This is a genomic window from Veillonella intestinalis (genome assembly GCF_943193155.1).
Taxonomy (GTDB): domain Bacteria; phylum Bacillota; class Negativicutes; order Veillonellales; family Veillonellaceae; genus Veillonella_A; species Veillonella_A intestinalis.
On sequence record NZ_CALPDB010000001.1, the window covers coordinates 403,773 to 427,801 of the forward strand.

General features: G+C 38.3%; 23 protein-coding genes and 1 other annotated feature. All 23 genes read right to left on the reverse strand.

The genetic code is table 11. The features are described 5' to 3' along the window. Positions 1 to 55: 55 nt before the first annotated feature. Positions 56 to 1,195 carry an ABC transporter substrate-binding protein gene (locus tag NFR44_RS01885; RefSeq protein ID WP_371875162.1) on the reverse strand — a complete coding sequence of 380 codons (1,140 nt, stop codon included), beginning with the start codon at positions 1,193 to 1,195 and terminating at the stop codon, positions 56 to 58. A gap of 323 nt (positions 1,196 to 1,518) precedes the next feature. Then, positions 1,519 to 1,714 (reverse strand) — a binding site (T-box leader). Positions 1,715 to 1,801: 87 nt separating this feature from the next. Continuing rightward, on the reverse strand, positions 1,802 to 2,401 hold the full coding sequence (locus NFR44_RS01890) for an MBL fold metallo-hydrolase (protein WP_251440566.1): 600 nt from the start codon (positions 2,399 to 2,401) through the stop codon (positions 1,802 to 1,804). A gap of 29 nt (positions 2,402 to 2,430) precedes the next feature. Next, entirely contained in the window at positions 2,431 to 3,939 is a 1,509-nt protein-coding gene (locus tag NFR44_RS01895) for a TrkH family potassium uptake protein (protein WP_251440568.1), read from the reverse strand. Between the two features lie 12 nt (positions 3,940 to 3,951). Further along, the gene (gene trkA, locus NFR44_RS01900; protein ID WP_251440570.1) at positions 3,952 to 5,301 is read right to left on the reverse strand and encodes a Trk system potassium transporter TrkA; all 1,350 of its coding nucleotides are present in this window, start codon (positions 5,299 to 5,301) and stop codon (positions 3,952 to 3,954) included. A 51-nt stretch (positions 5,302 to 5,352) separates the two neighbouring features. Next, positions 5,353 to 6,315 carry a CvfB family protein gene (locus NFR44_RS01905; protein WP_251440572.1) on the reverse strand — a complete coding sequence of 321 codons (963 nt, stop codon included), beginning with the start codon at positions 6,313 to 6,315 and terminating at the stop codon, positions 5,353 to 5,355. A 1-nt stretch (position 6,316) separates the two neighbouring features. After that, positions 6,317 to 6,679 (reverse strand): ribosome silencing factor, encoded by a 363-nt coding sequence (rsfS, locus tag NFR44_RS01910; RefSeq protein WP_251440575.1) that lies wholly within the window; start codon positions 6,677 to 6,679, stop codon positions 6,317 to 6,319. A gap of 49 nt (positions 6,680 to 6,728) precedes the next feature. After that, positions 6,729 to 7,793: an LCP family protein gene (locus NFR44_RS01915; protein WP_251440578.1), complete on the reverse strand. Its 1,065-nt coding sequence runs from the start codon at positions 7,791 to 7,793 to the stop codon at positions 6,729 to 6,731. An 11-nt stretch (positions 7,794 to 7,804) separates the two neighbouring features. Further along, complete coding sequence (yqeK, locus tag NFR44_RS01920) at positions 7,805 to 8,374, reverse strand: bis(5'-nucleosyl)-tetraphosphatase (symmetrical) YqeK (protein WP_251440581.1); 570 nt, start codon at positions 8,372 to 8,374, stop codon at positions 7,805 to 7,807. Positions 8,375 to 8,389: 15 nt separating this feature from the next. Continuing rightward, positions 8,390 to 9,001 carry a nicotinate-nucleotide adenylyltransferase gene (gene nadD / locus NFR44_RS01925; protein ID WP_251440584.1) on the reverse strand — a complete coding sequence of 204 codons (612 nt, stop codon included), beginning with the start codon at positions 8,999 to 9,001 and terminating at the stop codon, positions 8,390 to 8,392. A gap of 142 nt (positions 9,002 to 9,143) precedes the next feature. Next, positions 9,144 to 10,403 carry a glutamate-5-semialdehyde dehydrogenase gene (locus tag NFR44_RS01930; protein ID WP_251440586.1) on the reverse strand — a complete coding sequence of 420 codons (1,260 nt, stop codon included), beginning with the start codon at positions 10,401 to 10,403 and terminating at the stop codon, positions 9,144 to 9,146. 9 nt (positions 10,404 to 10,412) lie between these two features. Then, the gene (gene proB / locus NFR44_RS01935; RefSeq protein WP_251440588.1) at positions 10,413 to 11,567 is read right to left on the reverse strand and encodes a glutamate 5-kinase; all 1,155 of its coding nucleotides are present in this window, start codon (positions 11,565 to 11,567) and stop codon (positions 10,413 to 10,415) included. Between the two features lie 20 nt (positions 11,568 to 11,587). Continuing rightward, the gene (gene yhbY / locus NFR44_RS01940; RefSeq protein ID WP_251440591.1) at positions 11,588 to 11,875 is read right to left on the reverse strand and encodes a ribosome assembly RNA-binding protein YhbY; all 288 of its coding nucleotides are present in this window, start codon (positions 11,873 to 11,875) and stop codon (positions 11,588 to 11,590) included. A gap of 14 nt (positions 11,876 to 11,889) precedes the next feature. Beyond that, positions 11,890 to 13,164: a GTPase ObgE gene (obgE, locus tag NFR44_RS01945; RefSeq protein WP_251440593.1), complete on the reverse strand. Its 1,275-nt coding sequence runs from the start codon at positions 13,162 to 13,164 to the stop codon at positions 11,890 to 11,892. A 60-nt stretch (positions 13,165 to 13,224) separates the two neighbouring features. Then, complete coding sequence (locus NFR44_RS01950; RefSeq protein ID WP_251440596.1) at positions 13,225 to 14,391, reverse strand: S41 family peptidase; 1,167 nt, start codon at positions 14,389 to 14,391, stop codon at positions 13,225 to 13,227. Between the two features lies 1 nt (position 14,392). Continuing rightward, positions 14,393 to 15,583 carry a murein hydrolase activator EnvC family protein gene (locus tag NFR44_RS01955; RefSeq protein WP_371875159.1) on the reverse strand — a complete coding sequence of 397 codons (1,191 nt, stop codon included), beginning with the start codon at positions 15,581 to 15,583 and terminating at the stop codon, positions 14,393 to 14,395. 15 nt (positions 15,584 to 15,598) lie between these two features. Continuing rightward, positions 15,599 to 16,486 (reverse strand): permease-like cell division protein FtsX, encoded by an 888-nt coding sequence (gene ftsX, locus NFR44_RS01960; protein ID WP_251440598.1) that lies wholly within the window; start codon positions 16,484 to 16,486, stop codon positions 15,599 to 15,601. Next, complete coding sequence (gene ftsE, locus NFR44_RS01965) at positions 16,476 to 17,162, reverse strand: cell division ATP-binding protein FtsE (RefSeq protein WP_251440600.1); 687 nt, start codon at positions 17,160 to 17,162, stop codon at positions 16,476 to 16,478. Before ftsE ends, ftsX begins: the two co-directional genes overlap by 11 nt. Before the next feature lie 15 nt (positions 17,163 to 17,177). Then, the gene (locus NFR44_RS01970; RefSeq protein ID WP_251440602.1) at positions 17,178 to 18,110 is read right to left on the reverse strand and encodes a transketolase family protein; all 933 of its coding nucleotides are present in this window, start codon (positions 18,108 to 18,110) and stop codon (positions 17,178 to 17,180) included. 1 nt (position 18,111) lies between these two features. Next, positions 18,112 to 18,945, reverse strand: a complete 834-nt coding sequence (locus NFR44_RS01975; protein WP_251440604.1) for a transketolase — start codon at positions 18,943 to 18,945, stop codon at positions 18,112 to 18,114. 113 nt (positions 18,946 to 19,058) lie between these two features. Next, complete coding sequence (csaB, locus tag NFR44_RS01980; RefSeq protein ID WP_251440606.1) at positions 19,059 to 20,147, reverse strand: polysaccharide pyruvyl transferase CsaB; 1,089 nt, start codon at positions 20,145 to 20,147, stop codon at positions 19,059 to 19,061. Beyond that, positions 20,140 to 22,182, reverse strand: coding sequence for a DUF5693 family protein (locus NFR44_RS01985; protein WP_251440609.1), 2,043 nt, complete (start codon positions 22,180 to 22,182; stop codon positions 20,140 to 20,142). Before NFR44_RS01985 ends, csaB begins: the two co-directional genes overlap by 8 nt. A gap of 13 nt (positions 22,183 to 22,195) precedes the next feature. Further along, the gene (locus NFR44_RS01990) at positions 22,196 to 22,885 is read right to left on the reverse strand and encodes an LmeA family phospholipid-binding protein (protein WP_251440611.1); all 690 of its coding nucleotides are present in this window, start codon (positions 22,883 to 22,885) and stop codon (positions 22,196 to 22,198) included. A 14-nt stretch (positions 22,886 to 22,899) separates the two neighbouring features. Then, a protein-coding gene (gene prfB, locus NFR44_RS01995; protein ID WP_251440613.1) for a peptide chain release factor 2 occupies positions 22,900 to 24,007 on the reverse strand; the annotation gives its coding sequence in 2 pieces (ribosomal slippage) (positions 22,900 to 23,949 and positions 23,951 to 24,007; 1,107 coding nt in all). Positions 24,008 to 24,029: the final 22 nt, after the last annotated feature.

Below are 24,029 nucleotides of genomic sequence, written 5' to 3' on the forward strand. Positions count from 1 at the left end.
GTAGCGGTGAACTAGAATCGTTCACCGCACCTACAAGATTTAAATTTTAAAAATTCTACTTACCTTTAAGGGCATCATATTGACCATTTACAACTTCCAATACTTGCACTTCCATTTTTGGATTGCGTTTTTCATCAAATACAAATTTACCAGTTACACCAATGAAATCTTTAAGATTGGCTAATGCATTTCTAAACTTTTCACGATCCGTAGTGCTACCAGAATCTTTTAATGCTTTTTCTACCATGTACATACCATCATAAGCTTGGGCTGCAAATTGATCTGGTTCCGTACCATATTTAGCTTTATAAGCGGCTCTAAAGTCACGAACTTTTTGATCATCTTTATTAGGGAACCAAGGTGTACCTACAATAGCCCCATCCGCAGCAGCGCCAGCACCTTTAATAAATACCGGTGTATTGAAGCCATTAGAACCAATAACTTTTTGAGTCATACCCATTTCGCGCATTTTTTTAACAATTAAAATCCCTTCTTGGTACAAAGAAGCTACGATGACAATATCTGGATTAGCTCGCTGAATTTTAGTTAATTGAGCTGAAAAATCTGTATCTTTATCTGCAAATGTTTCAGAATCGACAACTTGTACCCCTAAGGATTGTAAAGTCGCTTCTGCTGTCTTATTAACAGATACCATTTGGTCATTATTATTAGAATACATAATAGCAGCTGTTTTAAAACCAAGTTTTTCATGAGACTGTTTAATTGCTTCTGCTACAGCAATTGATTCAGGCACAGCATTTCTAAATGCATAATCGCCAATTTCTGTAATCCCTTCGGCTGTAGAAGTTGTAGTAAATACTACGGTTTTATTTTTATTGGCAATAGGTCCTGCCGCAAACATGTCACCAGATAGCATAGGACCAACAACGGCCACTACATTATCCTTATGAATTACTTTGTTCATAGCATTAATTGCTTCATTCTTATCACCTTTTGTATCTTCCACTTGAAGTTTAATTTTAATGCTATTAGCATCTTTATTAATTTCTTCAACGGCTAACTCTGCCCCATTTTTTACAGATTCACCATAAGCAGCAGCCCCACCAGAAGTAACCGTCAGCAAAGCTACTTTTGCTTCATCACTACTACCAGAACCTCCGCTAGAGCTACCACAGCCAGCTACCCCAATTGCTAAGGCTGTCACTAAAGAAAGACCAATCATATTGCGCATCATACGCTTACTCATCCGCCCCATTTGTTTCATACCCATCATTTTCATACATCTCGTCCTCTCTCGCAAAACTATAACATTATAAATTAACAACTCATAACACAACACAGATATACAATGTAGAAAGACAATATTTAGTAAAAAAATATAGCCCCATTCTATTAAAACTTTTACTAAAAAACGCTCCTACTTGCTAGTTGCAAATAGGGGCGTGAAAACGCGGTACCACCCTACATTATACTTTAGTAACCAAAAATATAACTATTGAAGTTGGTTTATGTAACTTGTACTCATAGAGAAAAAAATCGCCCCCATTCACAATTGTGAATAGGGGCGTTAAATACGCGGTACCACCCTACATTATACTTTGGTTATCACCCATAACGTGGGCTAGACGTCTTTTACTACCTGTCGCAAAAGAAACTCTCGAGTGAGTATTTCATATCCGTGTGTATTGGCTCACACCAACCGCCAATTCTCTGTATCAGTGACGCATATCTTTATCTCGGTCATCGTTTGTATCTATGTTATGAACGTTATTATGCCTCATATAGACATTTTTGTCAACAGGTATTATACATTTTTCTTTATATCAAAAACACATATAACCTATGCTTTTAAGTAGGGATTATGAATTAGCTCTATTTCTAAGGTTGTATCCTCTGCATGACCGGGATGAATAATCAACTTTGGATCCCAACCCATAATTCGTTGCAAAGACTTAGCTAACACCTGAGCATCCCCATTATAGTTATTCGTAGCACCTACAGAATTTTTAAATAGTGTGTCGCCTGTAAAAATATGATTCTCCCATTGAATAACTACACTGCCCTTACTATGACCTGGCGTTTCAAAAATAGATAGTTCAAATGGTCCTATTTCTAATTTCCCTTCTGAAAGTGGTATATAAGGCGATTGACATAATCCCTTATACGCCGATGGCATGCGACGCTTTGTGTGCAATAATTCGTCATCTCCTGGATGCATATATACTGGTACTGGCTTTACTTGTCGTACCCCATCAACAGCACATATATGATCACAATGGCCATGAGTTAGTACAATAGCCAATAACTCATCATTACCAACCATGTCCAATACTTTGGGTGCATGAAACCCTGGATCAATAACTATAGCCTGCCCCGCCTCTTTTAACACATAACAATTCGCCTTATACAGACCTAATGGTTGTTTTACTATTTGTGTCATCAAGAAGCTCCTTTCTATGATAGTAAAAATTATAAACGGCGATGAGTCCCTGTAGGTTGCCATACTTTATAACTACGTTTACGACGTTTTAAGAAATATCCCTGCCAAAAATCAGGATGCAATAATACTAATAAAGTAAATAACTCCAAACGACCTAATAACATATCTACAATACAAATGACTTTAGCTATAGGATGCAATATAGTAAAGGAGCCTTCTGGTCCTAATGCACCAAAAGCAAGCCCTACATTGCCTAAAATGCCCGCTACACATTGTAAAGACTCACCAAAACTAAGTCCTGTAGCCGAAATACCTAAGGCGGAAATAGCAAATACTGTCATATATAAGAAAAAGAACTCCTGAGTCATTTGCACCCATTTTTGTGGCATCCGCTTGCCATTAATGGTAATGGATTGCACAATATCTGGATGAATCGCTTTACGTAAATAGATAATCACACTTTTTATTAAAATAATAATTCGAATAATTTTAATACCACCCGTTGTAGATCCACTACAACCACCAAAAAAGGTCGCTGTAAATAACATCATTTGTGCTAATGGTGGCCAAATATCATAATTACCTAAAGCCAAGCCAGAACCTGTCTGCATAGATACAAGCATAAAGGAAGCATTATTAATCGCGTCATTAATACTTTGACCACCAGCGAAAAATAAAGCTAAGGTGACAATAAAAATACCAATTCCTAAAATAAGTAAATACATACGATACTCAAAATCTTGCCATACTGCTTTCAATCCCCGTTGAAAAACAGCATAATATACCGTAAAATTACCACCTGCTAAAATCATAAAAAACATCAATAAACCTCTGATAATTCCATTTTCAGCATAAATCTCTGCCACCCCTGTATTCGGAGTATATCCACCGGTAGCAATAGTAGTAAAAGTCATATTTACAGCATCAAAATAACTCATACCAGCCAAACAAAGCGATATAAAGCAAACAGCGGTAAATAATAGATAAATAGTCCATAACTTAAAAGCCATAGAACGAATTCGCGGTAATACAACGCCCGGTCTTGGAACGGAGGCTTCTGCATTAAACAAATGAGCCGAGTCAGCTCCTAAATTCTTTAGAAATGCAAGGACTAAAACCACAATCCCCATGCCGCCTAACCAGTGTGTCAAACTGCGCCAAAGAACGTAACTTGGTGGCAAACTGTCGATATCAGAAACTACGGAAGCACCTGTAGCAGTAATACCTGATACAGATTCAAATAAGGCATCAACAAAGTTAGGCAAAATCCCACCAAAATAAAAAGGCAAGGCTGCAAAAAAAGAAACAAATATCCAAATAGAACTTACAGTTAGAAAGCCATCTCTCAAGCTGTAAGTTGAACTGGACTCACCATAACGATAAAGTAGTCCCCCCGTAATAGCGGCCAACACAGAGCTTATCAAGAAAGATGCATAAATTTCTTCAAATACCAAGCCATAGCAGAATGGCACAAGCATAATGGCGGCTACAACTAGAATTAGTTGCCCCACTAAGTGCATTACAATTTGTATACGCATATAGCACCTCTACTACATTGGTTTTAAATAAGTCAACAATTTATTAACATGATTCGGTAAAGTAAAGAATACTATGTGATCCTCTGCTCGAAGCACCGTATTCCCTGTTGGCACGATAGTAGAACCATCACGCACAATAGCACCTACTAAGGCTTTACCTGGCAGTTTTAAATCTTTTAACGCACAGTTTACAATAGGTGACACGGGGCTTAATACGACTTCAACCGCTTCGGCCTTTGAACCTTCAAAGGTAGAGATACTCACTACATTTTCGCCTTTACGAACCATACGTAAAATTTCCCCCGAAGTAAGTAAACGCGGTGAAAATACAATATCAATCCCCACTTGTTCCATAAGAACAATATATTCAGGACGACCTACACGAACAATAGTCTTAGGCACACCCAGATGCTTTGCTAATAAAGCCACTAAAAGATTTAGTTTGTCATCGTCGGTTAAACAAATAATAGCATCACAGTCAGAAATTTCTTCAGCCTCTAACAATTCCATATTAGTGCCATCACCATTGATAATCATGGCATTATCTACCATAGCGGCTAAATGCTCACACCGTTCCATATCCTTTTCTATAACTTTTACTATATAACCTGCTTTTTCTAGTAATATAGCTAAGTTACAGCCAATAAGACCAGCTCCCACTAACACAATGCGTTTCGTTTGTTCTAACATGGCATCTTCATGGAAATCTTCAGCAATTTTTAAAATAGCTTCACGGGCTCCCAGAATAAAGACTTTATCCATAAGTAATAAACGACTTTCCCCATGAGGTATAATCATTTCACCATTACGCAAGATACCTACAATAATAACGCCTTCTGGAAAGCGAATATCTCGTAATCGCTTGCCTACATACTGCACATCTTCATGCATTTTAAATTCCATCAAACGAACAGCACCACTAGCAAAATCTTCTACATCAAGCGCTGCTGGAGTCTGCAAAACTTGAACAATTTCTTGGGCTGATACCATTTCTGGATTAATAAATAAATCCACCCCTAATTGTTCTTGCAATTCACGGTTTTCTTCTTTTAGATAATCATTATCTCGAACGCGCGCAATTGTACGAGGAATGCCCCCAATTTTAGCTACTGAACAAGCTAACATATTCACTTCATCGGAATCAGTTACGGCAATTAACATGCCCACATCATCCATGCCAATCTCTTTAAGCAGTTGCAAACTACTACCATTACCTTGCACTAAGCTAACATCTAAGCTATTTTCTAAATTACGAATACGCTCAGCTGATTTTTCAATAATATATACATCATGTTCATCTTGCACTAGACGCTGTGCTACTGAATAGCCTACTTTACCAGCGCCTACAACAATAATTTTCATAATTAATCCCTCATACACATTTACAGAAAAGCAAAGAAAGGCGTAATTCTATTACGCCTCACTTGTTTTACTGGTGGATTGACTCACCTGCATAGACGCGTTCGGCGCTTCTAAGCCATCTGCGACTTCACTAATTGCTTCTGCTGCTAGGCGACCTGTTTCCGTCAACAGAGTCCACCCATCTTCTTGTACCACTTTATTGGCTTTCATTAAATGGCCTATTGCCCGCTTAAAAGCAGCTTTACTAAAACCAAATTTTTCTTTAATAATTTCAGCCGATGTTTTATCACTATAAGGCATGCGACCATTACGTTGTAACAAATACTGTAATAGACGATCCCCATCAATAGTAAGGGCTGTTTCTTTTACGGGACGCATAGAAACATTAATTCGCCCATCATCTCGTTTGTAAGTGACCCGTGCTTTAATCAATTCCCCAACTTTTAAATGACGTGTCATTTCACTGCGATGCAAAAAGGCAATCCACCGTTCAGGTGTAATAAAGAAAGCCCCATCAGGTGTAAAGTTATATATAGCACCACGCACAATTTGTCCTACAGTAGCTTCAATAGCTGGCTTAGCCGCACGACGCATCGCATCATCAACATCCATTGACACTGCTAAACGACCTGATTTATCCGTATATAAACGGACCCAAACCTTTTCCCCTAATTGTGGTCGGCCACGCATTTCTGCATGGGGCATAAAGATACCACGTTCTGTTCCTACTTCTACGAAACAGCCAAATTGAGTTGTATTGATAACTTCAACATAGCCAATTTGACCTTCTTTAATCGCAGGTAAACGCATGCTAGCTGTCAAACGACCTTTAGGATCGCGATACAAAAAGACAGATACTTCATCACCAATAGCCACTGGTTCAGTTTGTTGCTCCTTATGCAATAAAATATCATCATTTGTATTACCTGTACCACCGTCTAAAAAAGCACCTTGATCGCTTTCACGTAGCACTTTTAAAGTGGCTAAGGTATTTTCTGATAATTGTGTTGCCATATTAAGCCCCTACAAATTCTACGCGTGTTGCATCGTTCCAAAGTTGTTCTAAACCATAGAAAGTACGCGTTTCTGTACCACCAAAAATGTGGCAAATGATATCACCAAAATCAAGTAAAATCCATTCACCTTCATGATAGCCTTCACGGTGTAATACGGTAACACCTTCTTCGGCCCCTTTATCTTCAATTTCATCAGCAATACTTTGGGCCTGTTTTACATTAGAAGCACTAACAAGAACAAAATAGTCCGCTAAACTAGATAGTCCTTCTAAATCCATAATTTCAATGTCAGTCCCCTTTTTATCAAAACCAGCCTGTGCTAATGCTAAGGTAATTTGTTTAATTTCTTGTTTCTCTTTCATGTATACTCCTTTATCGCTTACAATATATCCTGCTCTAACCTTACGATTATTAGCCTTCTTTCGCCTTACTTTCACTATTTCCTTTAGAATCAGCGGTACTGCCATCGCCACCACCTTCAATTGGTGTATTTCCCATGGTTATACCTAATAACTGCTGCGCTTCTACAGGATCATAATTCCAGTAAATCTCATTATTAATTGTTTCTTTTGTACCAGGCAAAATATAATATTGAATTTGTTCTGCTGATAAACTTCCTAAATTCATAACTAATTTAATGGCATCAGAAGTAGCTATATTACTTGTAAAGTGACTCCAAATACGCCAAATATGCCACATTCTCGAAATAGTAAATGTATCCTCTTGACTACCTAATAACTGCTTCAAAAATCGTTCTTGCCGTTGTGTACGACTGAATGCATTTTTGTCACTATCTACATAGCGCACATACTGCAAGGCTTTATCAGCATCCAATGTTTGATAGCCACGAGCTAAATTAACATCAGCATTACCAGTCGTACTATCTACATGAACCATTTCTTTTTCCACATACATATCCTGTGAGCCTATAACTTCCATTGTCTTTTTAAAAGCGGCCTCATCTACAACAATGTAATAAGGAATAGGGATGTGAAATAAATCTTCCACTACAGCTTTAGTCAATTCAATATTACCAGAGCTGTACATAGTATTAATCATAGCTACAGACTTTTTATCACGGCTATCAATTTTAGTATTTGAAGGAATGCCTATAACATCAATGTTCCGCTGTTGTTCATTAACAGACAATAAAAATAATGCATCCCCTTGTGCCGGATTGGAACTATCTTTACCAACCAATAAAATATACATAGGTTTATCTAAAGATTTTTGTTCTAACGGAACGGTCGGTTCTTTAGGATTATCCGCTGGTGGTGCCGCCTCTGTACTTACACTCGTTGTTTCAGTAGCACTCCCTGTAAAATAACCTTTAGCAGCTTCATATCCTTTCATAATGCCAAATATGAGCCCCCCTATTATGGCTGCAACCAAAAGCAGAGCTATAATAACTCGCCCCCAACGGACATTATTCTTTTTTCGTACGCGCCGTTTAGGCCTTTTTTGTTCTTGTTCCATCACAATTCATCCTATCGACTTTTAATGCGACGTACTATATCATTGCGTCCTAAAATTGTTTTAAAATAAATACTTAGCCCTTGATCTAGCAAATGACGAATCGTATTATCATAACCAGCTAGTACAGCTTTTTCTAAATCTTCAAAAGCAATTAAGCGTAATTCTTCCACGCCAGGAAAATTACGTGTTTCTTCGATATAATCAGCTAAAAATATAATCATATCAAGGGTTGTCATACCAACACGACCCGTTGTATGATAACGAATTGCTTCTAAAATATGTGTACTGGTCACGCCATAGCGAGAGCGTGCTAAAATAGCACCACTTACACCATGTAATAAAGCCCCATTTACATACATATCTACATCAATTGTTAAGCCACTATTATCTACCAATGCTTGCATCTGTGATAAGGGAATCTCTTTAGCACAATCATGTAATAAACCTGCTAAATAAGCTTCCTCTGGATCTTCCCCATATCGTTCGGCCAAAGCTACAGCAGCTCGTGCTACACCTAAGGTATGAGCGAAACGTTTTGAACTTAAACAATTTTTTAAATCTTCGATTATTTCTTCATACATGCGTAAAATCTTGCCTCACTTTTTATAAATGTCATGTTTTGCAATATATTGAACTACTGCTTTAGGAATCATATAGCGAACACTGCGTTTTGTACGCAAACGGGCCCTCAAATCAGTAGCCGACAATTGCATTAAAGGAACTTCCAATAAGTGAATTCGTTCTTTCCCTAATTCGCCAAAATGCTGGATTACTGGCTCAATAGCAGCTGACCCATCTGGTCTGACTGCCCCTATAAAATGACAAAGTTCTAATAATTCTTGAATGTATTTCCAATTGGGTAAATCCTGAATGGTATCTGTCCCGGCAATAAAATAGTATTCTTTGTCATCACCATATAATTCTTTAAAATATTTAATTGTGTCCACGGTGTACGAAGGACCTTCTCGTTTAAATTCAACATCAGAGATGGTAAATTTAGGATTATCCATAACAGCAACGGCTGTCATTTCATAGCGGTAATGTGCTTCAATCACATCATCATGTTTATGAGGCGGATGATACGCAGGAACGAAAATTACACGCTCAAGTTCATACGCCTCTTGAGCCATTTCAGCAATCATTAAATGGCCTAAATGAATGGGATTAAAGGTACCTCCTATAATACCAATCTTACCTGTCACTTTCATAAACTATCCATTATCCTCATAGCTAGTATTGATAATATAATCCACAATATAAGTGCTATGCCATATGAGCGCCACTCATAGCGTCCTTTAGGACTTTTCATGTACTGCCAATAGGCCTGCACTTTATAAAACCATTGTTTACTCATGACCTAATTTGGCCATCCCCTTCAACATAATATTTATACGATGTTAAAGCTAATAGGCCCATAGGTCCACGAGCATGTAACTTCTGTGTACTGATGCCGATTTCTGCACCCAAGCCAAATTCAAAACCATCAGTAAAGCGAGTAGATACATTCACATATACAGTCGAAGCATCTACCTGTTGTAAAAAAGTTTGTGCGGTTGTTTTGTTTTCAGTAATAATACATTCAGAATGCTTAGTGCCATACTGATTAATATGATGAATAGCCTCGGCCACATCTGACACGACTTTAACATTCATAATTAAATCATTGTACTCTGTACTCCACGCCTCGCTATCAGCCTCGTGAATAGCAGGCACAATAGCACGACTAGTAGCATCCCCACGTAATTCTACTTGCTTAGCAAATAGAGCCTGCGCTACTTCAGGTAAGAGCTTAGGTGCTACTTCCTCATGAATAAGTAGTGTTTCTGCAGAATTACACACAGATGGTCTTTGTACTTTTGCATTAATAACAATTGGTACAATCTTATTAGTGTCACAATCTTTATCAATATAAACGTGAACAACACCACTGCCCGTTTCAATAACAGGAATACGGCTTTCTTCTACAATGCGCTTGATAAGTCCAGCCCCACCACGTGGAATAACGACATCAATATACTCTCGCTGTTTTAATAAATCTGAAACAGCTGCTCTATCAGTTACAGTCACTAATTGTACTGCATCTGCTGGCAGATTATTTTCTGTTAATGCCTGACGAATTAAAGTTACTAAGCACTGATTGGAATTAAATGCTTCTTTACCACCACGCAAAATAACTGCATTGCCAGTTTTTAAAGATAAAGCCGCTGCATCTACCGTTACATTAGGGCGTGCCTCATAAAGCATAGCAATTACACCTAAAGGGACACGAACTTTAGTAATAGCCATCCCATTAGGTCGTGTACTAGATTCTATAACCTCACCAATAGGGTCCGATAAATCTACTAATTGCCGTACGCCTAAGGCCATTTGTTTAATTCTATCTTCGGTAAGACGTAAACGATCTAACATCATAGCAGGTAAACCATAGGAGTCAGCCTGTTTCATATCTTCATCATTTGCTGTTAATATAGCCGCTATATTAGCTTCTAAAATATCAGCAATGGATACCAATAGTGAGTTTTTTGTTTCTGTTGTAGCTACTTGAAGTTGAGTTGATGCCATACGAGCTTGCTGCCCCATGGTTTCAAATAGTGTCGCATAATCGGTCATAAGAACCTCCTATCTGAGGATAACTAAATTATCACGATGAATAGCTTCTGCATGGGCTGTTTGAACCTGTAAACGTTCTGCTATTTCGTGAGAGTTACAGCCTTTAATCTGCTCAATATCTTGTGACGAAAAATTAACCATCCCACGGGCAATTTCTTCGCCATCATACATAATACTAATTGTTTCCCCTTCAAAAAATTCACCCGACACTGCAATAATCCCTACTGGCAGCAAACTTGAGCCATTTTTCAAAATCGCCTTAGCACAACCAGCATCTACAGTAACTGATCCTTTAAGACGAGAACCAAAAGCTACCCAACGTTTACGCATATGTGGTTTTGTTTGGCGCGCTACAAAATGAGTCCCCCGTAAACCACCATTAGCCACAACTTGAATAGAGTCACTGTGTTCACCAGAAGCAATGACCATATGAACCCCAGAATTAACAGCAATATTAGCAGCCTCTATTTTAGTAAACATACCACCCGTACCTCGAGCTGTACCAGCTCCACCAGCAATTTCATAAATATGTGGTGTTATAGTTGCTACTTCAGTAATCAAGGTAGCTGTCGTATCAGTTTGCGGATTCGCTGTATATAGACCTTCAATATCAGACAATATAATCAACAAATCAGCTTCTACGATACTGGCCACAGTAGCTGATAAAGTATCATTATCACCAATTTTAACTTCATCAATAGCCACTACGTCATTTTCATTAATAATAGGAATAACCCCTAAGTCGATAAGTGAAAATAAAGTATTCCGCAAATTAACATAACGAGAACGATGAGTACTATCTTCACGTGTTAATAAAATTTGGCCCACTGTATGTCCATATTCGCGAAATAATTTTTCATACATATGCAGTAAAATGCCTTGTCCGACAGCAGCGGCTGCTTGTTTCATAGCAATATCCTTAGGTTTTTCTTTAAAACCTAAGGGTGCTAAGCCTGCCCCAACTGCACCAGAACTGACTAAAATCATTTCTTTGCCTTGATTGGCTAAATCTGCCAATTGCTTTACAATAGCTTCAATACGATTCAAATTCAAACGACCATTAGCATAGGTAAGCGTACTGGTCCCCACTTTTACAACAATACGCTTAGCATTCGCCAATTCTTGGCGTCCTACTACATTTCCAACTTGCTCTCTTTCACTCATAGGCGTCTCCTTCTGCCTCATTAACGAGGCAAAATAATTTTAGGTTCTTTTTTAGCCTTATAAAGAACTCCATTATGACCGATAACTTGAACTAATTCTGCACCTAACATATCTGCTAGATCTTCAAATGTTTCTGCTGGATCTACCGGTGAATTATTCAGCACTTTGACCTTAATTAATTCTCGTGCTGTAATAGCTGCTCTAGCACTATCAATCACAGAATCTTCTAAGCCTCCCTTGCCAATCATAACTACAGCTGGCATCGTACTGGCTAAGGCTCTTAAAAATCGTTTTTGTTTCCCTGTCATACTATCTCCTACCCTTATAAATCATGGAATGTAAAACGTTGATCCCCAATGACTACTTCATCGCCATCTTTACAGCCACGTTCTTTCAAGCGACGATCTAAATCCATATAAGACCAAATTTTTTGGAAACGGCGAAGTGCTTGTTCATCATCTAAATTAGTCATAGCAACTAATTTTTCTATGCGAGCACCACTAATAATAAAGGAAGCATCATCACCTCGAGTAATCGTAAAGTCTGTATCTGGTTTTGCTTCGTATAAAACAGTATCGTCTACAGCTTCTGGCTCTGGTACATAATTTTCTACATAATACCAAGCTCGTGCAACCAAATCTGGTAAACCTTCACCAGTCAATGCATTGACTGGAAAAACTTCATAACCCTTTTCTGTGAAATAGGCGCTTACACGAGGCAATGTGTCTTCATCTTGTAACATATCTATTTTATTTAGTGCAATTAATTGTGGCTTTTTACTTAATTTTTCACTATATTTAGCTAATTCTGCATTAATCGTATGGAAATCTTCAATCGGATCACGCCCTTCCATACCAGACACATCTAGAACATGAATTAAAATATTACTTCGTTCTACATGGCGTAAGAAAGAGTGCCCTAAACCGACCCCTTCACTAGCCCCTTCAATAAGGCCCGGAATATCAGCCATAACAAAACTATGACCTTCTCCTACAGATACTACACCTAATACAGGTGTTAATGTAGTAAAATGATAAGCTGCTACTTCTGGTTTAGCAGAGGATACTTTACGAATAATACTAGACTTACCAACACTTGGATAGCCTAACAAACCTACATCAGCTAATACTTTCAATTCTAATTGTAGCCAACGTTCCTCTCCAGGCTCACCTTTTTCTGCAAACGTAGGTGCTCGGTTAGCACTTGTATGGAAATGAGCATTGCCACGACCACCACGACCACCTTTAGCCACTACATAAGTCTGGCCATCTTCAATAAGATCTGCCATTAATTTGCCACTTTCTTCGTCTTTTACAGTAGTTCCTAATGGCACGGGAATAATCATATTCTCTGCACCGCGACCATATTTATTACTGCTTTGCCCGCCTTCACCAGCGGGCCCTTTAAATTGGCGTTTATATCTAAAATCAACAAGAGTATTGATATTTCTGTCTGCTTTTAAAATGATGTCTGCTCCTTTACCGCCATCGCCGCCGTTTGGGCCGCCGTTAGGAACATACTTTTCGCGTCGGAAACTACTCATCCCGTTGCCGCCGTCACCGGCTTTCACAAAAATTCGTGCACGATCGATAAACATAGTTTTCATCCTTTACTAATACTAATATGGGCGGTAACTGCTGTTAGCTACCGCCACCTATTATTTTGTCATTAAAATCTCAATTGCCTTTTTAAGTTGCGTATCATCAGCTTCTGATGAAGCACCTTCAGGAAGGCTTACTTCTACATCTGGTTTAATACCAGTACCATCAATAACACGGTCATTTGGAGTATGATATTTGGCAATGGTAATTTTTATACCTTCATCACCTAACATACTTAATACAGTCTGAACTGTACCTTTACCATAACTATTAGTACCTACAATGGTACCTACTTTTTCATCCTGCACCGCCCCTGCAATAATTTCAGAAGCACTAGCAGAACCTTGATTAATTAAAACAACTAAAGGAATAGTTGGCATTAAGCCTTTTGAATCATAAGATTCTATACGACCAGACCGATCTTGAATCGTTACTATTGGTCCAGCCGGTAAAATATAGTCCGACACTTCTTGTGCCGTCGTTAATAATCCACCAGGATTATCACGCAAATCAAGGACAAGTTTAGTCATGCCCTTTTCTTTTAATTCATTATAAATGTTAGCAAAATCAGGACCTGTAGGTTCAGCAAACTGACTGATTCGGATATAGCCAATATGATTGTCTAACATCTTACCTTTTACTGTAGGAAGGCTAATTTGTTGTCTTGTAATCGTAAACTCTTTAATTTCATTATCACGCATTACACTTAGTACAACTTGGGTGCCTTCTTCACCACGAATCATTTTAGAGGCATCTTCCATGGCTAAGGTACTGGTTTTAATCCCATCAATAGCCACTATGATATCCCCTGATTTAATACCCGCCGTTGCTGCTGGCTGACCTTCTATGGCCGTAGCCACCTTCATAAGCCCTTCTTTATCTTGACCTAACACAATACCGACACCACTATAGCTGCCAGACGTTTGCATATAAATATCGTTAAAGGCTTTTTCATTTAAGAATTGGCTATGAGGCTCCCCTAAGGAGTCAACCATACCGGCCAGACTACCTTCAAACAAGGTCGTTTTAGCTACCGGCTCCATATAAAAATGACTGGCTACAAAATAGGTAAAAAAGAATTTAATAGCCCCTGCTGGAGACCCTGAAATATACCAAAATACAAGCCACAAAAATACAAGACCAGCCACTGTAAATTTAATGGCAAATTGGATACCAGACTTTAAAGAGCCTGGCAACCAACCTTTAAGAAAATTATTTTTCATCTTATAAATACCCTTGAGGATCTACAGGATCACCATTAATACGTACTTCAAAATGTACATGAGGTCCTGTAGAGTTCCCTGTACTACCAGCATAGGCAATAACAGAACCTTTGCTTACTGTTTCGCCTTCGGATACAGCTAAATCTGAATTATGACCATATAAAGTAGACATACCATTACCATGATCAATAACTACAACATAACCATAACCATCCATCCACCCGGAGTATTCTACATAACCACCATCAGCAGCATGTACTGGTGTCCCTTCATCAACACCTATATCCATGCCGGAATGAAGGATTTGACGACCGAAAATAGGATGCTCACGCCAACCAAAATCAGAAGTGATAACCCCTGATACAGGCCAACTTAATACACCAGATCCTTGTACATATGTATAGCCGCCACTGCTACCGCCACTACTTTGTGCAGCCGCGGCTGCCGCTGCGGCACGTTCTGCCGCTCGTTGCTGTAACATAGCTTTAATAGCATTTGAAGATGCTTGTAAATCGGCTTGCATCTGTTCTGCTACAGCTTTATCATTTTGTGCTTGGGCCAAAATAGCCGACTGTTCATCCTTTTTCTTCTGAATAACAGCCTGAGCTTCCCGTGCTTTATTTTCTAATTCAACAACTTTAGCACGATCAGCCTCTAATTCAGCTTTACGCTGAGCAATTTCTTCTCGCTCAGTTTTAATACTGCTAATTAATTTAATATCAGCATCAATAATGCGTTTAAGCATTTCTAAACGATTGGCAAAATCACTAAAATCCTTAGCACCAATAATAACTTCTAAATAGCTAAGACGCCCATTGATATAAATATCACGAACGCGTTTATTAAAAACTCCTTCACGAGTAGCTAAACGAGCTTGTGCTTCTGCTAATAGTTTTTCATTTTTTACAATTTCATTTTCTACAGCCATGCGCTGCTGTTCGTAATTTTTTAAATTCGCTGTTGCCTCATCTAATTCCACCTGAATCTGATGTAATTGTTCAGATACATTGATAATAGTAATCTCTGCATTGGCTTTCTTGTTACTTGCTTCTTCCATTTGCTGTTGAATGCCACTTAGCTGATTAGTTAAATCTTCATCTTCCGCTCTCATAGTGCCAAACGGAATTGAGGCTAATACAGTAGTACTTAAAAGAACGGCTGCTACACGCATGGATAATTTATTATTTGCCATACATACCCTTCTTTACTATACTTTCATATATTGTTTCAACGAAATAGTAGAACCAATAGCCCCTACTAAGACACCAACGCCCAATAGAATAGCACTTAAATCATAGAAGAATGGCAACATAGGCACTAATGGTAAAAAGGCTAAGGAATTTTCTACTTCCACCGTAATGAAATGATAGAACTCCCATACACAAGCGGTAGCGATTGCACCACCAATAAACCCTAAGAGCATACCTTCAATAAGAAATGGCCAACGAATAAACCAGTTAGTAGCCCCTACATATTTCATAATGCCAATTTCTTTACGACGAGCGAACACTGTTAAGCGAATCGTATTGGAAATAATAAACAAAGTAGCACCGGCCAAGAAGGCAATTAAAGCAATGCCACCAATGCGAATAATTTGGGTCATTTTGAAAATTTGTTCAATAATATCCTGACCATAATGTGCACTTTCAACTTCTGGGAAAGTAGACACTAATTTTGCTGTATTTTTTACTTCTTCTGGATCTTCGAAAGTAAGTACATATGCCGATGGCAATGGATTGTTACCATCTAACGCTTCTACTAAACCTTGTTGATCTCCTAAGCGCTCTTTAAAGCGTTTCATAGCTTCATCTTTATTGACAAATTCAATATTTTTAACTTTTGGTAAGGCTTTTAACTTTTTACCAACTTCCATAACTTGATTAGTAGTCAAACCGTCTTTCATATAAATACTGATTTCAACTTGACTTTCTAAATTAGATGCTAGGTTGTTTAAATTTACTACACCGCATGTAAAAACACCTAGGATAAAAAGCGATAAAGCCACTGTTGATATGGACGCTAATGTCATTAGACCATTGCGGGTCATAGACTTAAGCGCTTCTTTCACAAAGTATCTAAACGTTCTAAGCTTCATTGAATTCAGCACCTCGCATTCTATCACTCGTCACGCGGCCATCTTCCAATGCAATAACCCGCTTATTCAAATACTTAACCATTTCCATATCATGCGTTACCATAACAATAGTTGTACCTGAATTATTAATTGTCTTAAATAATTCTACAATTCCCTTACTTGTTGCAGGGTCTAAGTTACCAGTTGGTTCGTCAGCAATCAATACTAATGGCTTATTAACAATAGCTCGCGCAATAGCTACGCGTTGTTGTTCACCACCACTTAGGTCTTGTGGTAAATCATTCGCCTTATGACTAAGCCCAACCATCTCAAGAACTGAAGCTACACGTTCTTTAATAACTTTTGGTTTTTCTTCAATAACTTCAAGCGCAAAGGCAATATTTTCAGATACCGTTTTATTCGGTAACAAACGGAAATCTTGGAATACAATGCCTAAGCGACGACGTAAATAGGGAATTTTACGTTTTTTCAAATGAGAAACTTCCATGTCATTTACGACAACCGTTCCTGAATCAGGCACTACTTCATGTGACAATAGTTTAATAAATGTGGATTTCCCAGCACCACTAGGCCCACAAATGAGTACAAACTCACCCTTCTCAATGTGTATAGATACGTCATCCAAAGCTAATGATCCATTGTCGTACACTTTGTTGACATGGTTAAATTCAATCATTGATAACTTCCTTTACTATTTTCGTTCAATTGCAGTCTTAACAGCTTCCATAATATGTTCTGCTGTTAGGCCATATTTTGCCATTAATTCTTTAGGCGTACCAGATTCACCAAAAGTATCTTTTGTACCTACGCGAATTACTGGCACAGGCGCTAATTCAGTAACTACTTCAGCTACAGCAGCACCTAAACCACCAAGAATATTATGCTCTTCTGCCGTTACAATAGCGCCTGTTTCTTTAGCCGCTTTAACAATAGCGTCAGCATCAATCGGCTTAATAGACGCCATATTTAATACACGAGCTTTTACACCAGTATCAGCTAATTGTTTTGCTGCTTGTACTGCAGGACCTACTAAAGCACCACAGGCAATAATAGTAACATCAGTACCAGATACTAATTCTACCGCTTTACCTGGAGTAAACGTATAACCTTCAGGAGTTACATCATCCACACCAGCACGACCTAATCGAACATATACAGGTCCTTCATAATCAGCAGCCCATTTTACAACAGCGGTAGTTTCAGCTTCATCAGCAGGCACAACAACTGTTAGATTAGGAATAGCACGCATACAAGCAATATCTTCTAAACTTTGATGCGTAGCACCATCTTCACCTACAGTAATCCCTGCATGAGTAGCACAAATTTTTACATTTAATTTAGGATAGCATACAGCATTACGCACCTGTTCAAAAGCACGACCTGTAGCAAACATGGAGAAAGAAGATACAAATGGAATTTTACCAGTTGCTGCTAAACCAGCACCAACACTAATTAAATTCTGTTCTGCAATCCCTACGTTAAAGAAACGATCAGGATATGCTTTTTTAAAATTATCAGTCTTTGTAGATTTAGATAAATCCGCATCTAATACGACTACGTTTTCATGTGTAGCCCCTACTGCTACTAAGGCATTACCATATGCTTCACGAGTTGCTTTTCCCATCTTATACCTCCAAAAGTTCGGCTACAAATTTTTCACATTCTTCAGCGGATGGTGCTTTACCATGCCAACCAGCTTGGCCTTCCATCTCTTTAACACCTTTACCTTTAACTGTATTCATTACGACTACAGTAGGTTTATCCGTGCAAGTCTTAGCAGCTTCAATGGCATTGTGAAGTTCATCTAAATTATGACCATCTACTTCAATTACATTCCAATTAAACGCTTCAAATTTTGAACCGATTGGCAATGGAGACATAACTTCACGAATATCACCATCAATTTGAAGTCCGTTAAAATCAACGAAAGCTGTTAAATTATTTAATTTGTAATGACCGGCAAACATAGCGGCTTCCCATACTTGCCCTTCTTCCAATTCACCATCACCAAGTACAGCATATACTCGATAATCTTTTTTGTCGATTCGACCAGCTAATGCCATACCACAGGCAGCACTAATGCCTTGGCCCAAAGAGCCAGTGGACATGTCAACGCCCGGGGTGTGTTTCATATCAGGATGACCTTGCAAAATGCAATCTATCTTACGTAAATTGGTAAGCTCATCTTTAGAGAAAAAGCCTTTCTCTGCCAAGGTAGCATATAATGCTGGTGCCGCATGCCCTTTAGACAATACAAAACGGTCACGATTAGGATCTTTTGGGTCCTCTGGATTTACATTCATTTCTACAAAATACAACAGCGACATAAGGTCTGTAATCGATAAAGAACCACCTGGATGCCCTGATTTTGCAGCGGTTACAGCTTTTAAAATACTTACGCGAATCGCTGTCGCTTTTTCCTGAACTAAAGAAGTTTGTTCAGCTGTTAATGTTGTCATAAAGACCCTCCATTCCTAGTTGGAAAATAAGTAAACAGATTATATAAAATCGTATACAAAAAAAGATAGGAATCAATTCTTATTCTACCCCTTTATCTTAGTAAAATCTAGTTTTACGAATCTAAGAGGGATAAAGCAATGTGAGCATTTTTAAGAGATTCTTCCCTTAATTTAATAATTCGTTGCACTACCTGCTGTTGCAACGCTGTATTTTCTAAGAAATTAGCTGTTGCTTCATAAATAGTATCAGCCCTAATTTCATCAAGAGTACCTACTGGCGCTTGACCAATCATATGCAAGAAATTAGTAATTTTAGGGTCATAGGAAATACCTACTACCGGCTTTTCCATGAGAGAAGCAAATACTAAAGCATGCAAGCGCACCCCTATCAATACATCCATACAGCCTTCAAGGGAAAGGAGCTCTGTCGTATTATACATACGCTCTAATACAACTGGTTCACTTTTCATAAGGGCTTTAATCGCCAATGCCTCTTTAGTATCAGCAGGATGTTGCATTGGAATGAACACAACTTGCGCCCCTAATTCATCATGAAGCTGATCAAGGGCTTGCGCCAATTCACTGCGATATGCAGTGGATTGTTTCCAATTACGCACTGATACACCTACACGATAACGGACTCCCGATAATTGATACGGTTTCAATAGGCGTTTACCAATAGTTAAATCGACAGGATGCATAGCTAATACTGCATCAGCAGTAACTTCAATAGGAACTTGCGTAACTCCCATATCAAGTAACTCAGCTTTTGACCGCTCGTCACGAACTGTAATCATAGTTACTTTATTTAATACTTGACCTACAATACGACGAGCTCGTTTACGCCGTAAAGGTCCAATACCTTGGGCATATAACATTACGCGCTTCCCAAAAGTAGTTGCTAACGTAATGATACTTAAATAATAGTATAAACTCCGCTTACTAGTTACATCTTGTAGCAGACTACCGCCACCACTGATGAGTAAATCACAACGACCAATGGCATTTAATATACCAAACATATCAAAGCGACCTACTGCTTTAACGCCATGATTAGCTGCTGTTTGTTTAGGATTCCCTGAAATAACCGTAATATCAGCATCAGGCACTACTTCTAAAATAGCTTCTAGAATAGCAGCTAACATAGCTTCATCACCGGCATTACCAAAGCCATAATACCCAGAAATGACAAGTCTAGTCATTAGACACCTCCCCACGACGGGCCCAGGCAATAGTATATGCTAAAAAGCGGAATACTAAAATAGCAACTACCCCAGCAACAACACCTATAAATAAGCCATCATAACCTCGTGCGATTGACATTAACACAGGTGTTCGCAAATGACAGAAGGTTTCCACCATTGAACCAATACCAATAACACCTGCTATGGTGCAAAGGAAATGGAATACCATAGGCCAACGGCGCAATACCGCAAAAGATGCTAACATAAGTGCCGGATGACCAATCAAAAATTCTTTTTCACGTGGACGCGCATATAATGTGTTTTCTAAGAAACGACGCAAGGCAATTTCAAAACTAGGTACTGGTACACCTGCTGTATGACCACTACGACCAACAAATATCCAGCCTACAATTCCCAAGAACGCAAACACAATAATCATGTATAGTTTCACATCTAGCGTGAGGAAAGAACGCAAAAAACTACGACATTCAAGCCAAGAATCAACTGTGCGACCTTGCCATAATGGAAAACGTTGTAAATAAGCAATTGCTGTTAAAATAATTGGTGCAACAAACACTAATTTTACGCCACGGAATAAAGAAAATTCCATAAAGAACCGTGTGTTGCCAAGCATAGCAGCAATTAATATGCCCCCTATAGCAGCTATAATAGCAGCCCCTACCAAATAAACAGCAGCTTCCAAAGTAGCTCGCCATGAACCTACCATAGGGCCTTCAGCACGACGTACCCAACAATCCATAATCAATATAATAGCAACTACAGGCGCACAAATCGCTGCACTTAAGGCCCAAATTTGAGTAATTAAAGTGCCCCCAGTTACAGCATATAAAACGACTGTAATAAGCAATAAAGTAAAGTTAACTACTAACTGACTATACTTACGCATTGGGTAGAATAAATTCAGCATAAACGTGAACAAAGCCACAGAACCTGCCATCGTTAATACTACTGCCAATGGGCTTGGCATATAGGCAGGATAAATAGAAGCACGCCCAAAAGTAAAACCTCGATTCGTTAATTTCTCTTTTAACGAATTCATATAAGTTATACTAGTTGCTAACGCTGTTTTGTTATCGCTACCTTCTTCATAGATTGGCAATAGATTAAAGCGTATATTTCGTTCAATATCACTGATAAAGAAACGCTGCGATACTTCTTCAGGACTTAATTTTTTAAGTTCTTCTTTTGAAATCGTATATAAACGTCCAATACTGTAGTTATCGGCTACAGCTAAGTCATTATTAAAACCGACTTGATTTTCATACTGTAGTTGATTTACGGCCTCTATACCAACAACAGGAATTCTTAAATTATGTAAATATTCATTAGTAAGACCTATAAACTCAGGATATCCTAAGGCTTCTTTGCCTACAAAAACCATGCCAGTTACATTGGGGATACCATCAATACGACTAAATACATGATCTACATTATCCCGCGTTACATGCTTAAAATTAGTTGGTCTCACAATAACGTTAAAGCCTAAATTACTAACCTCTTGAGCTTGTAAGCGTGAAATGCTTAATTTCATATCCATAAGGGCTTCAAACGGTTGTGCTAACGCGATGACGGGCCCCCGATTAGAGTATAAAATAGTTACTTTATCTTTACCTAGTCGTTGCACTAAATCATCTTGAATTTCTTTGAAATACCCTTCTTTACCATGAGCAGCTACTAAATATGTATATCCAGCAGTGGGTTGTGTACCATAAAACTGAAGTGCATTAGCGTCTAACCCTTGATATACAATAATTTCTCCAGCATCACGGGCCTTCTCTAGAGTGCGATCATAAATAGCCATAGCCGTTACGCCCGCTTCTTTTAAGGCTTGCAAGGCCTCAGCTGTACTGCGTTTCTCAAAGGAAGCCGCTCGTAGCGCTGCATCATAATCAACAATGTTTTCTACCTGATGCTGAGCTGATTCAATTTGATGCCGTTGCTGCACTAAATACAAACCAGCCAGTAAGCCAATAATAATAATGGCTATAAGTATTAACGAATGTTTTCTTTTCTTTCTAATAGCTTCCTTCACAATAACACCTTTCTTACTTTGCTATAGGGTTCACAAATAAATGAATTTCATCATTCATTGTTTCAATGCGATCCGCTTTTACAGGAATTGGGAATTCTGCAAAATCATAAATAGTAATTGGTTTTAATACAGAGGCATTTAAACCGCCAATACCAGCACCATTGATTTCAAATCGCTGTGGTGAAAATACAAGAGCATTATTTTTAATTTCTAATAAGCCTTTAATATTAGCTGTCCCTTTAACAAAACCCATGTCAACGGACCCAATAACTTCGATACCGTTAGAATTGATTACTACATCTTTAATGGATAAACCTTTAACTGATTGCTCCATAAAATTCTGCAAATCACTGGCTGTTACCGTTCCTTCAATCTCCCCATTCCCTAATTGATTAATCTCCATAGTTTGATTCATCAACAAAGCAATTGGATTGAACTCTAAATTGGTTACATCCATATGAATATCAGCAAAATTTAAGTGGCCTAACTTAACATTTTCTAACACACCACGCATAGTATCAACATGGCCACCTAGCATTGTAATTGCTGGTGACGATTCAATGCGTAAAGCAATCGTTTCTGGATTTAATTTATTACTAATTTCACGCTCTAATTGTTTAGCCACAAAACTAGGTAAGAAAAATTGAGCCGCTACAACAAGAGCTACTATAACAACAACAATGAAAGCGATAAACTTTTTCATAAGTCTAAACTCTCCTAAACTTTTAAATTAGCTTCTTTTTTTAAGAAACCTTCCATAAATGAATCTAAATTACCATCCATAACGGACTGAACATTCCCAGTTTCCACACCCGTACGATGATCTTTTACTAAATTATAGGGATGGAATACATAGGAACGAATTTGGCTCCCCCATTCAATAGCTTGATAGGTACCACCAATTTGTTCTTTTAATTCAGCTTGTTTTTCTAATTCCAATTCAAATAATTTAGCGCGCAATAACTTCAAAGCCTGTTCACGGTTTTGAATCTGAGAGCGTTCGCTTTGACACTGTACAACAATGCCAGTTGGAATATGAGTCATACGAATAGCTGAGTCAGTCTTATTAATATGCTGTCCCCCTGCACCGCTAGCACGATATGTATCAACGCGGACATCCTTCATATCCAACTGAATTTCCACTGTATCATCAATTTCAGGCATAACATCAACAGCGCCGAATGAAGTATGACGACGTGCATTAGCATCAAATGGCGAAATACGAACTAACCGATGAACACCTTTTTCAGATTTTAAATAGCCAAAAGCATTTTCGCCTTTAATAAGAAAGGTCGCACTCTTAATACCAGCTTCATCACCTGGTTGTTCATCCATCATCGTAATAGTAAAACCATGTTGCTCAGCCCAACGCAAGTACATGCGAATCAGCATAGACACCCAATCCTGTGCCTCTGTACCGCCAGCACCAGCATGAAATGTTAAAATGGCATTGTTTTTATCATATTCACCACTTAACAACAATAATACTTCACGACGTTCTACATCTTCTTGAATTTTCTCAATAGAAGCTGCTAATTCGCTTTCTAATGATGTATCCTGCTCTTCGATTGCCATATCTAGCATTAATTTTACATCTTCGATTTCACCAACAAGTGCTTTATAGCCTTCTACCACATCTTTTAACTGTGTGGCTTCTTGGGAAATTTCTTTCGCTTTGTCCGGATCATTCCAAAATTCTGGATCACTCATTTTAACATCTAGTGTAAAAATTCTATCTTCTTTCTGAGCAATGTTAAAGTGAATCCCTCATTCCATAAATTCGCTCCTCTAAATTGTCAATAGGGCCTTTTAAATCCTCTAACAATTTATTCACCTCTTTCTAATTT

What these genes read in the sequence shown, in the direction of transcription:
- NFR44_RS01885 (WP_371875162.1), bottom strand. Translation starts at nt 1,195, where the DNA reads ATGATGCGCAATATGATTGGTCTTTCTTTAGTGACAGCCTTAGCAATT.
- NFR44_RS01890 (WP_251440566.1), bottom strand. Translation starts at nt 2,401, where the DNA reads ATGACACAAATAGTAAAACAACCATTAGGTCTGTATAAGGCGAATTGT.
- NFR44_RS01895 (WP_251440568.1), bottom strand. Translation starts at nt 3,939, where the DNA reads ATGCGTATACAAATTGTAATGCACTTAGTGGGGCAACTAATTCTAGTT.
- trkA (WP_251440570.1), bottom strand. Translation starts at nt 5,301, where the DNA reads ATGAAAATTATTGTTGTAGGCGCTGGTAAAGTAGGCTATTCAGTAGCA.
- NFR44_RS01905 (WP_251440572.1), bottom strand. Translation starts at nt 6,315, where the DNA reads ATGGCAACACAATTATCAGAAAATACCTTAGCCACTTTAAAAGTGCTA.
- rsfS (WP_251440575.1), bottom strand. Translation starts at nt 6,679, where the DNA reads ATGAAAGAGAAACAAGAAATTAAACAAATTACCTTAGCATTAGCACAG.
- NFR44_RS01915 (WP_251440578.1), bottom strand. Translation starts at nt 7,793, where the DNA reads ATGGAACAAGAACAAAAAAGGCCTAAACGGCGCGTACGAAAAAAGAAT.
- yqeK (WP_251440581.1), bottom strand. Translation starts at nt 8,374, where the DNA reads ATGTATGAAGAAATAATCGAAGATTTAAAAAATTGTTTAAGTTCAAAA.
- nadD (WP_251440584.1), bottom strand. Translation starts at nt 9,001, where the DNA reads ATGAAAGTGACAGGTAAGATTGGTATTATAGGAGGTACCTTTAATCCC.
- NFR44_RS01930 (WP_251440586.1), bottom strand. Translation starts at nt 10,403, where the DNA reads ATGACCGATTATGCGACACTATTTGAAACCATGGGGCAGCAAGCTCGT.
- proB (WP_251440588.1), bottom strand. Translation starts at nt 11,567, where the DNA reads ATGAGTGAAAGAGAGCAAGTTGGAAATGTAGTAGGACGCCAAGAATTG.
- yhbY (WP_251440591.1), bottom strand. Translation starts at nt 11,875, where the DNA reads ATGACAGGGAAACAAAAACGATTTTTAAGAGCCTTAGCCAGTACGATG.
- obgE (WP_251440593.1), bottom strand. Translation starts at nt 13,164, where the DNA reads ATGTTTATCGATCGTGCACGAATTTTTGTGAAAGCCGGTGACGGCGGC.
- NFR44_RS01950 (WP_251440596.1), bottom strand. Translation starts at nt 14,391, where the DNA reads ATGAAAAATAATTTTCTTAAAGGTTGGTTGCCAGGCTCTTTAAAGTCT.
- NFR44_RS01955 (WP_371875159.1), bottom strand. Translation starts at nt 15,583, where the DNA reads ATGGCAAATAATAAATTATCCATGCGTGTAGCAGCCGTTCTTTTAAGT.
- ftsX (WP_251440598.1), bottom strand. Translation starts at nt 16,486, where the DNA reads ATGAAGCTTAGAACGTTTAGATACTTTGTGAAAGAAGCGCTTAAGTCT.
- ftsE (WP_251440600.1), bottom strand. Translation starts at nt 17,162, where the DNA reads ATGATTGAATTTAACCATGTCAACAAAGTGTACGACAATGGATCATTA.
- NFR44_RS01970 (WP_251440602.1), bottom strand. Translation starts at nt 18,110, where the DNA reads ATGGGAAAAGCAACTCGTGAAGCATATGGTAATGCCTTAGTAGCAGTA.
- NFR44_RS01975 (WP_251440604.1), bottom strand. Translation starts at nt 18,945, where the DNA reads ATGACAACATTAACAGCTGAACAAACTTCTTTAGTTCAGGAAAAAGCG.
- csaB (WP_251440606.1), bottom strand. Translation starts at nt 20,147, where the DNA reads ATGACTAGACTTGTCATTTCTGGGTATTATGGCTTTGGTAATGCCGGT.
- NFR44_RS01990 (WP_251440611.1), bottom strand. Translation starts at nt 22,885, where the DNA reads ATGAAAAAGTTTATCGCTTTCATTGTTGTTGTTATAGTAGCTCTTGTT.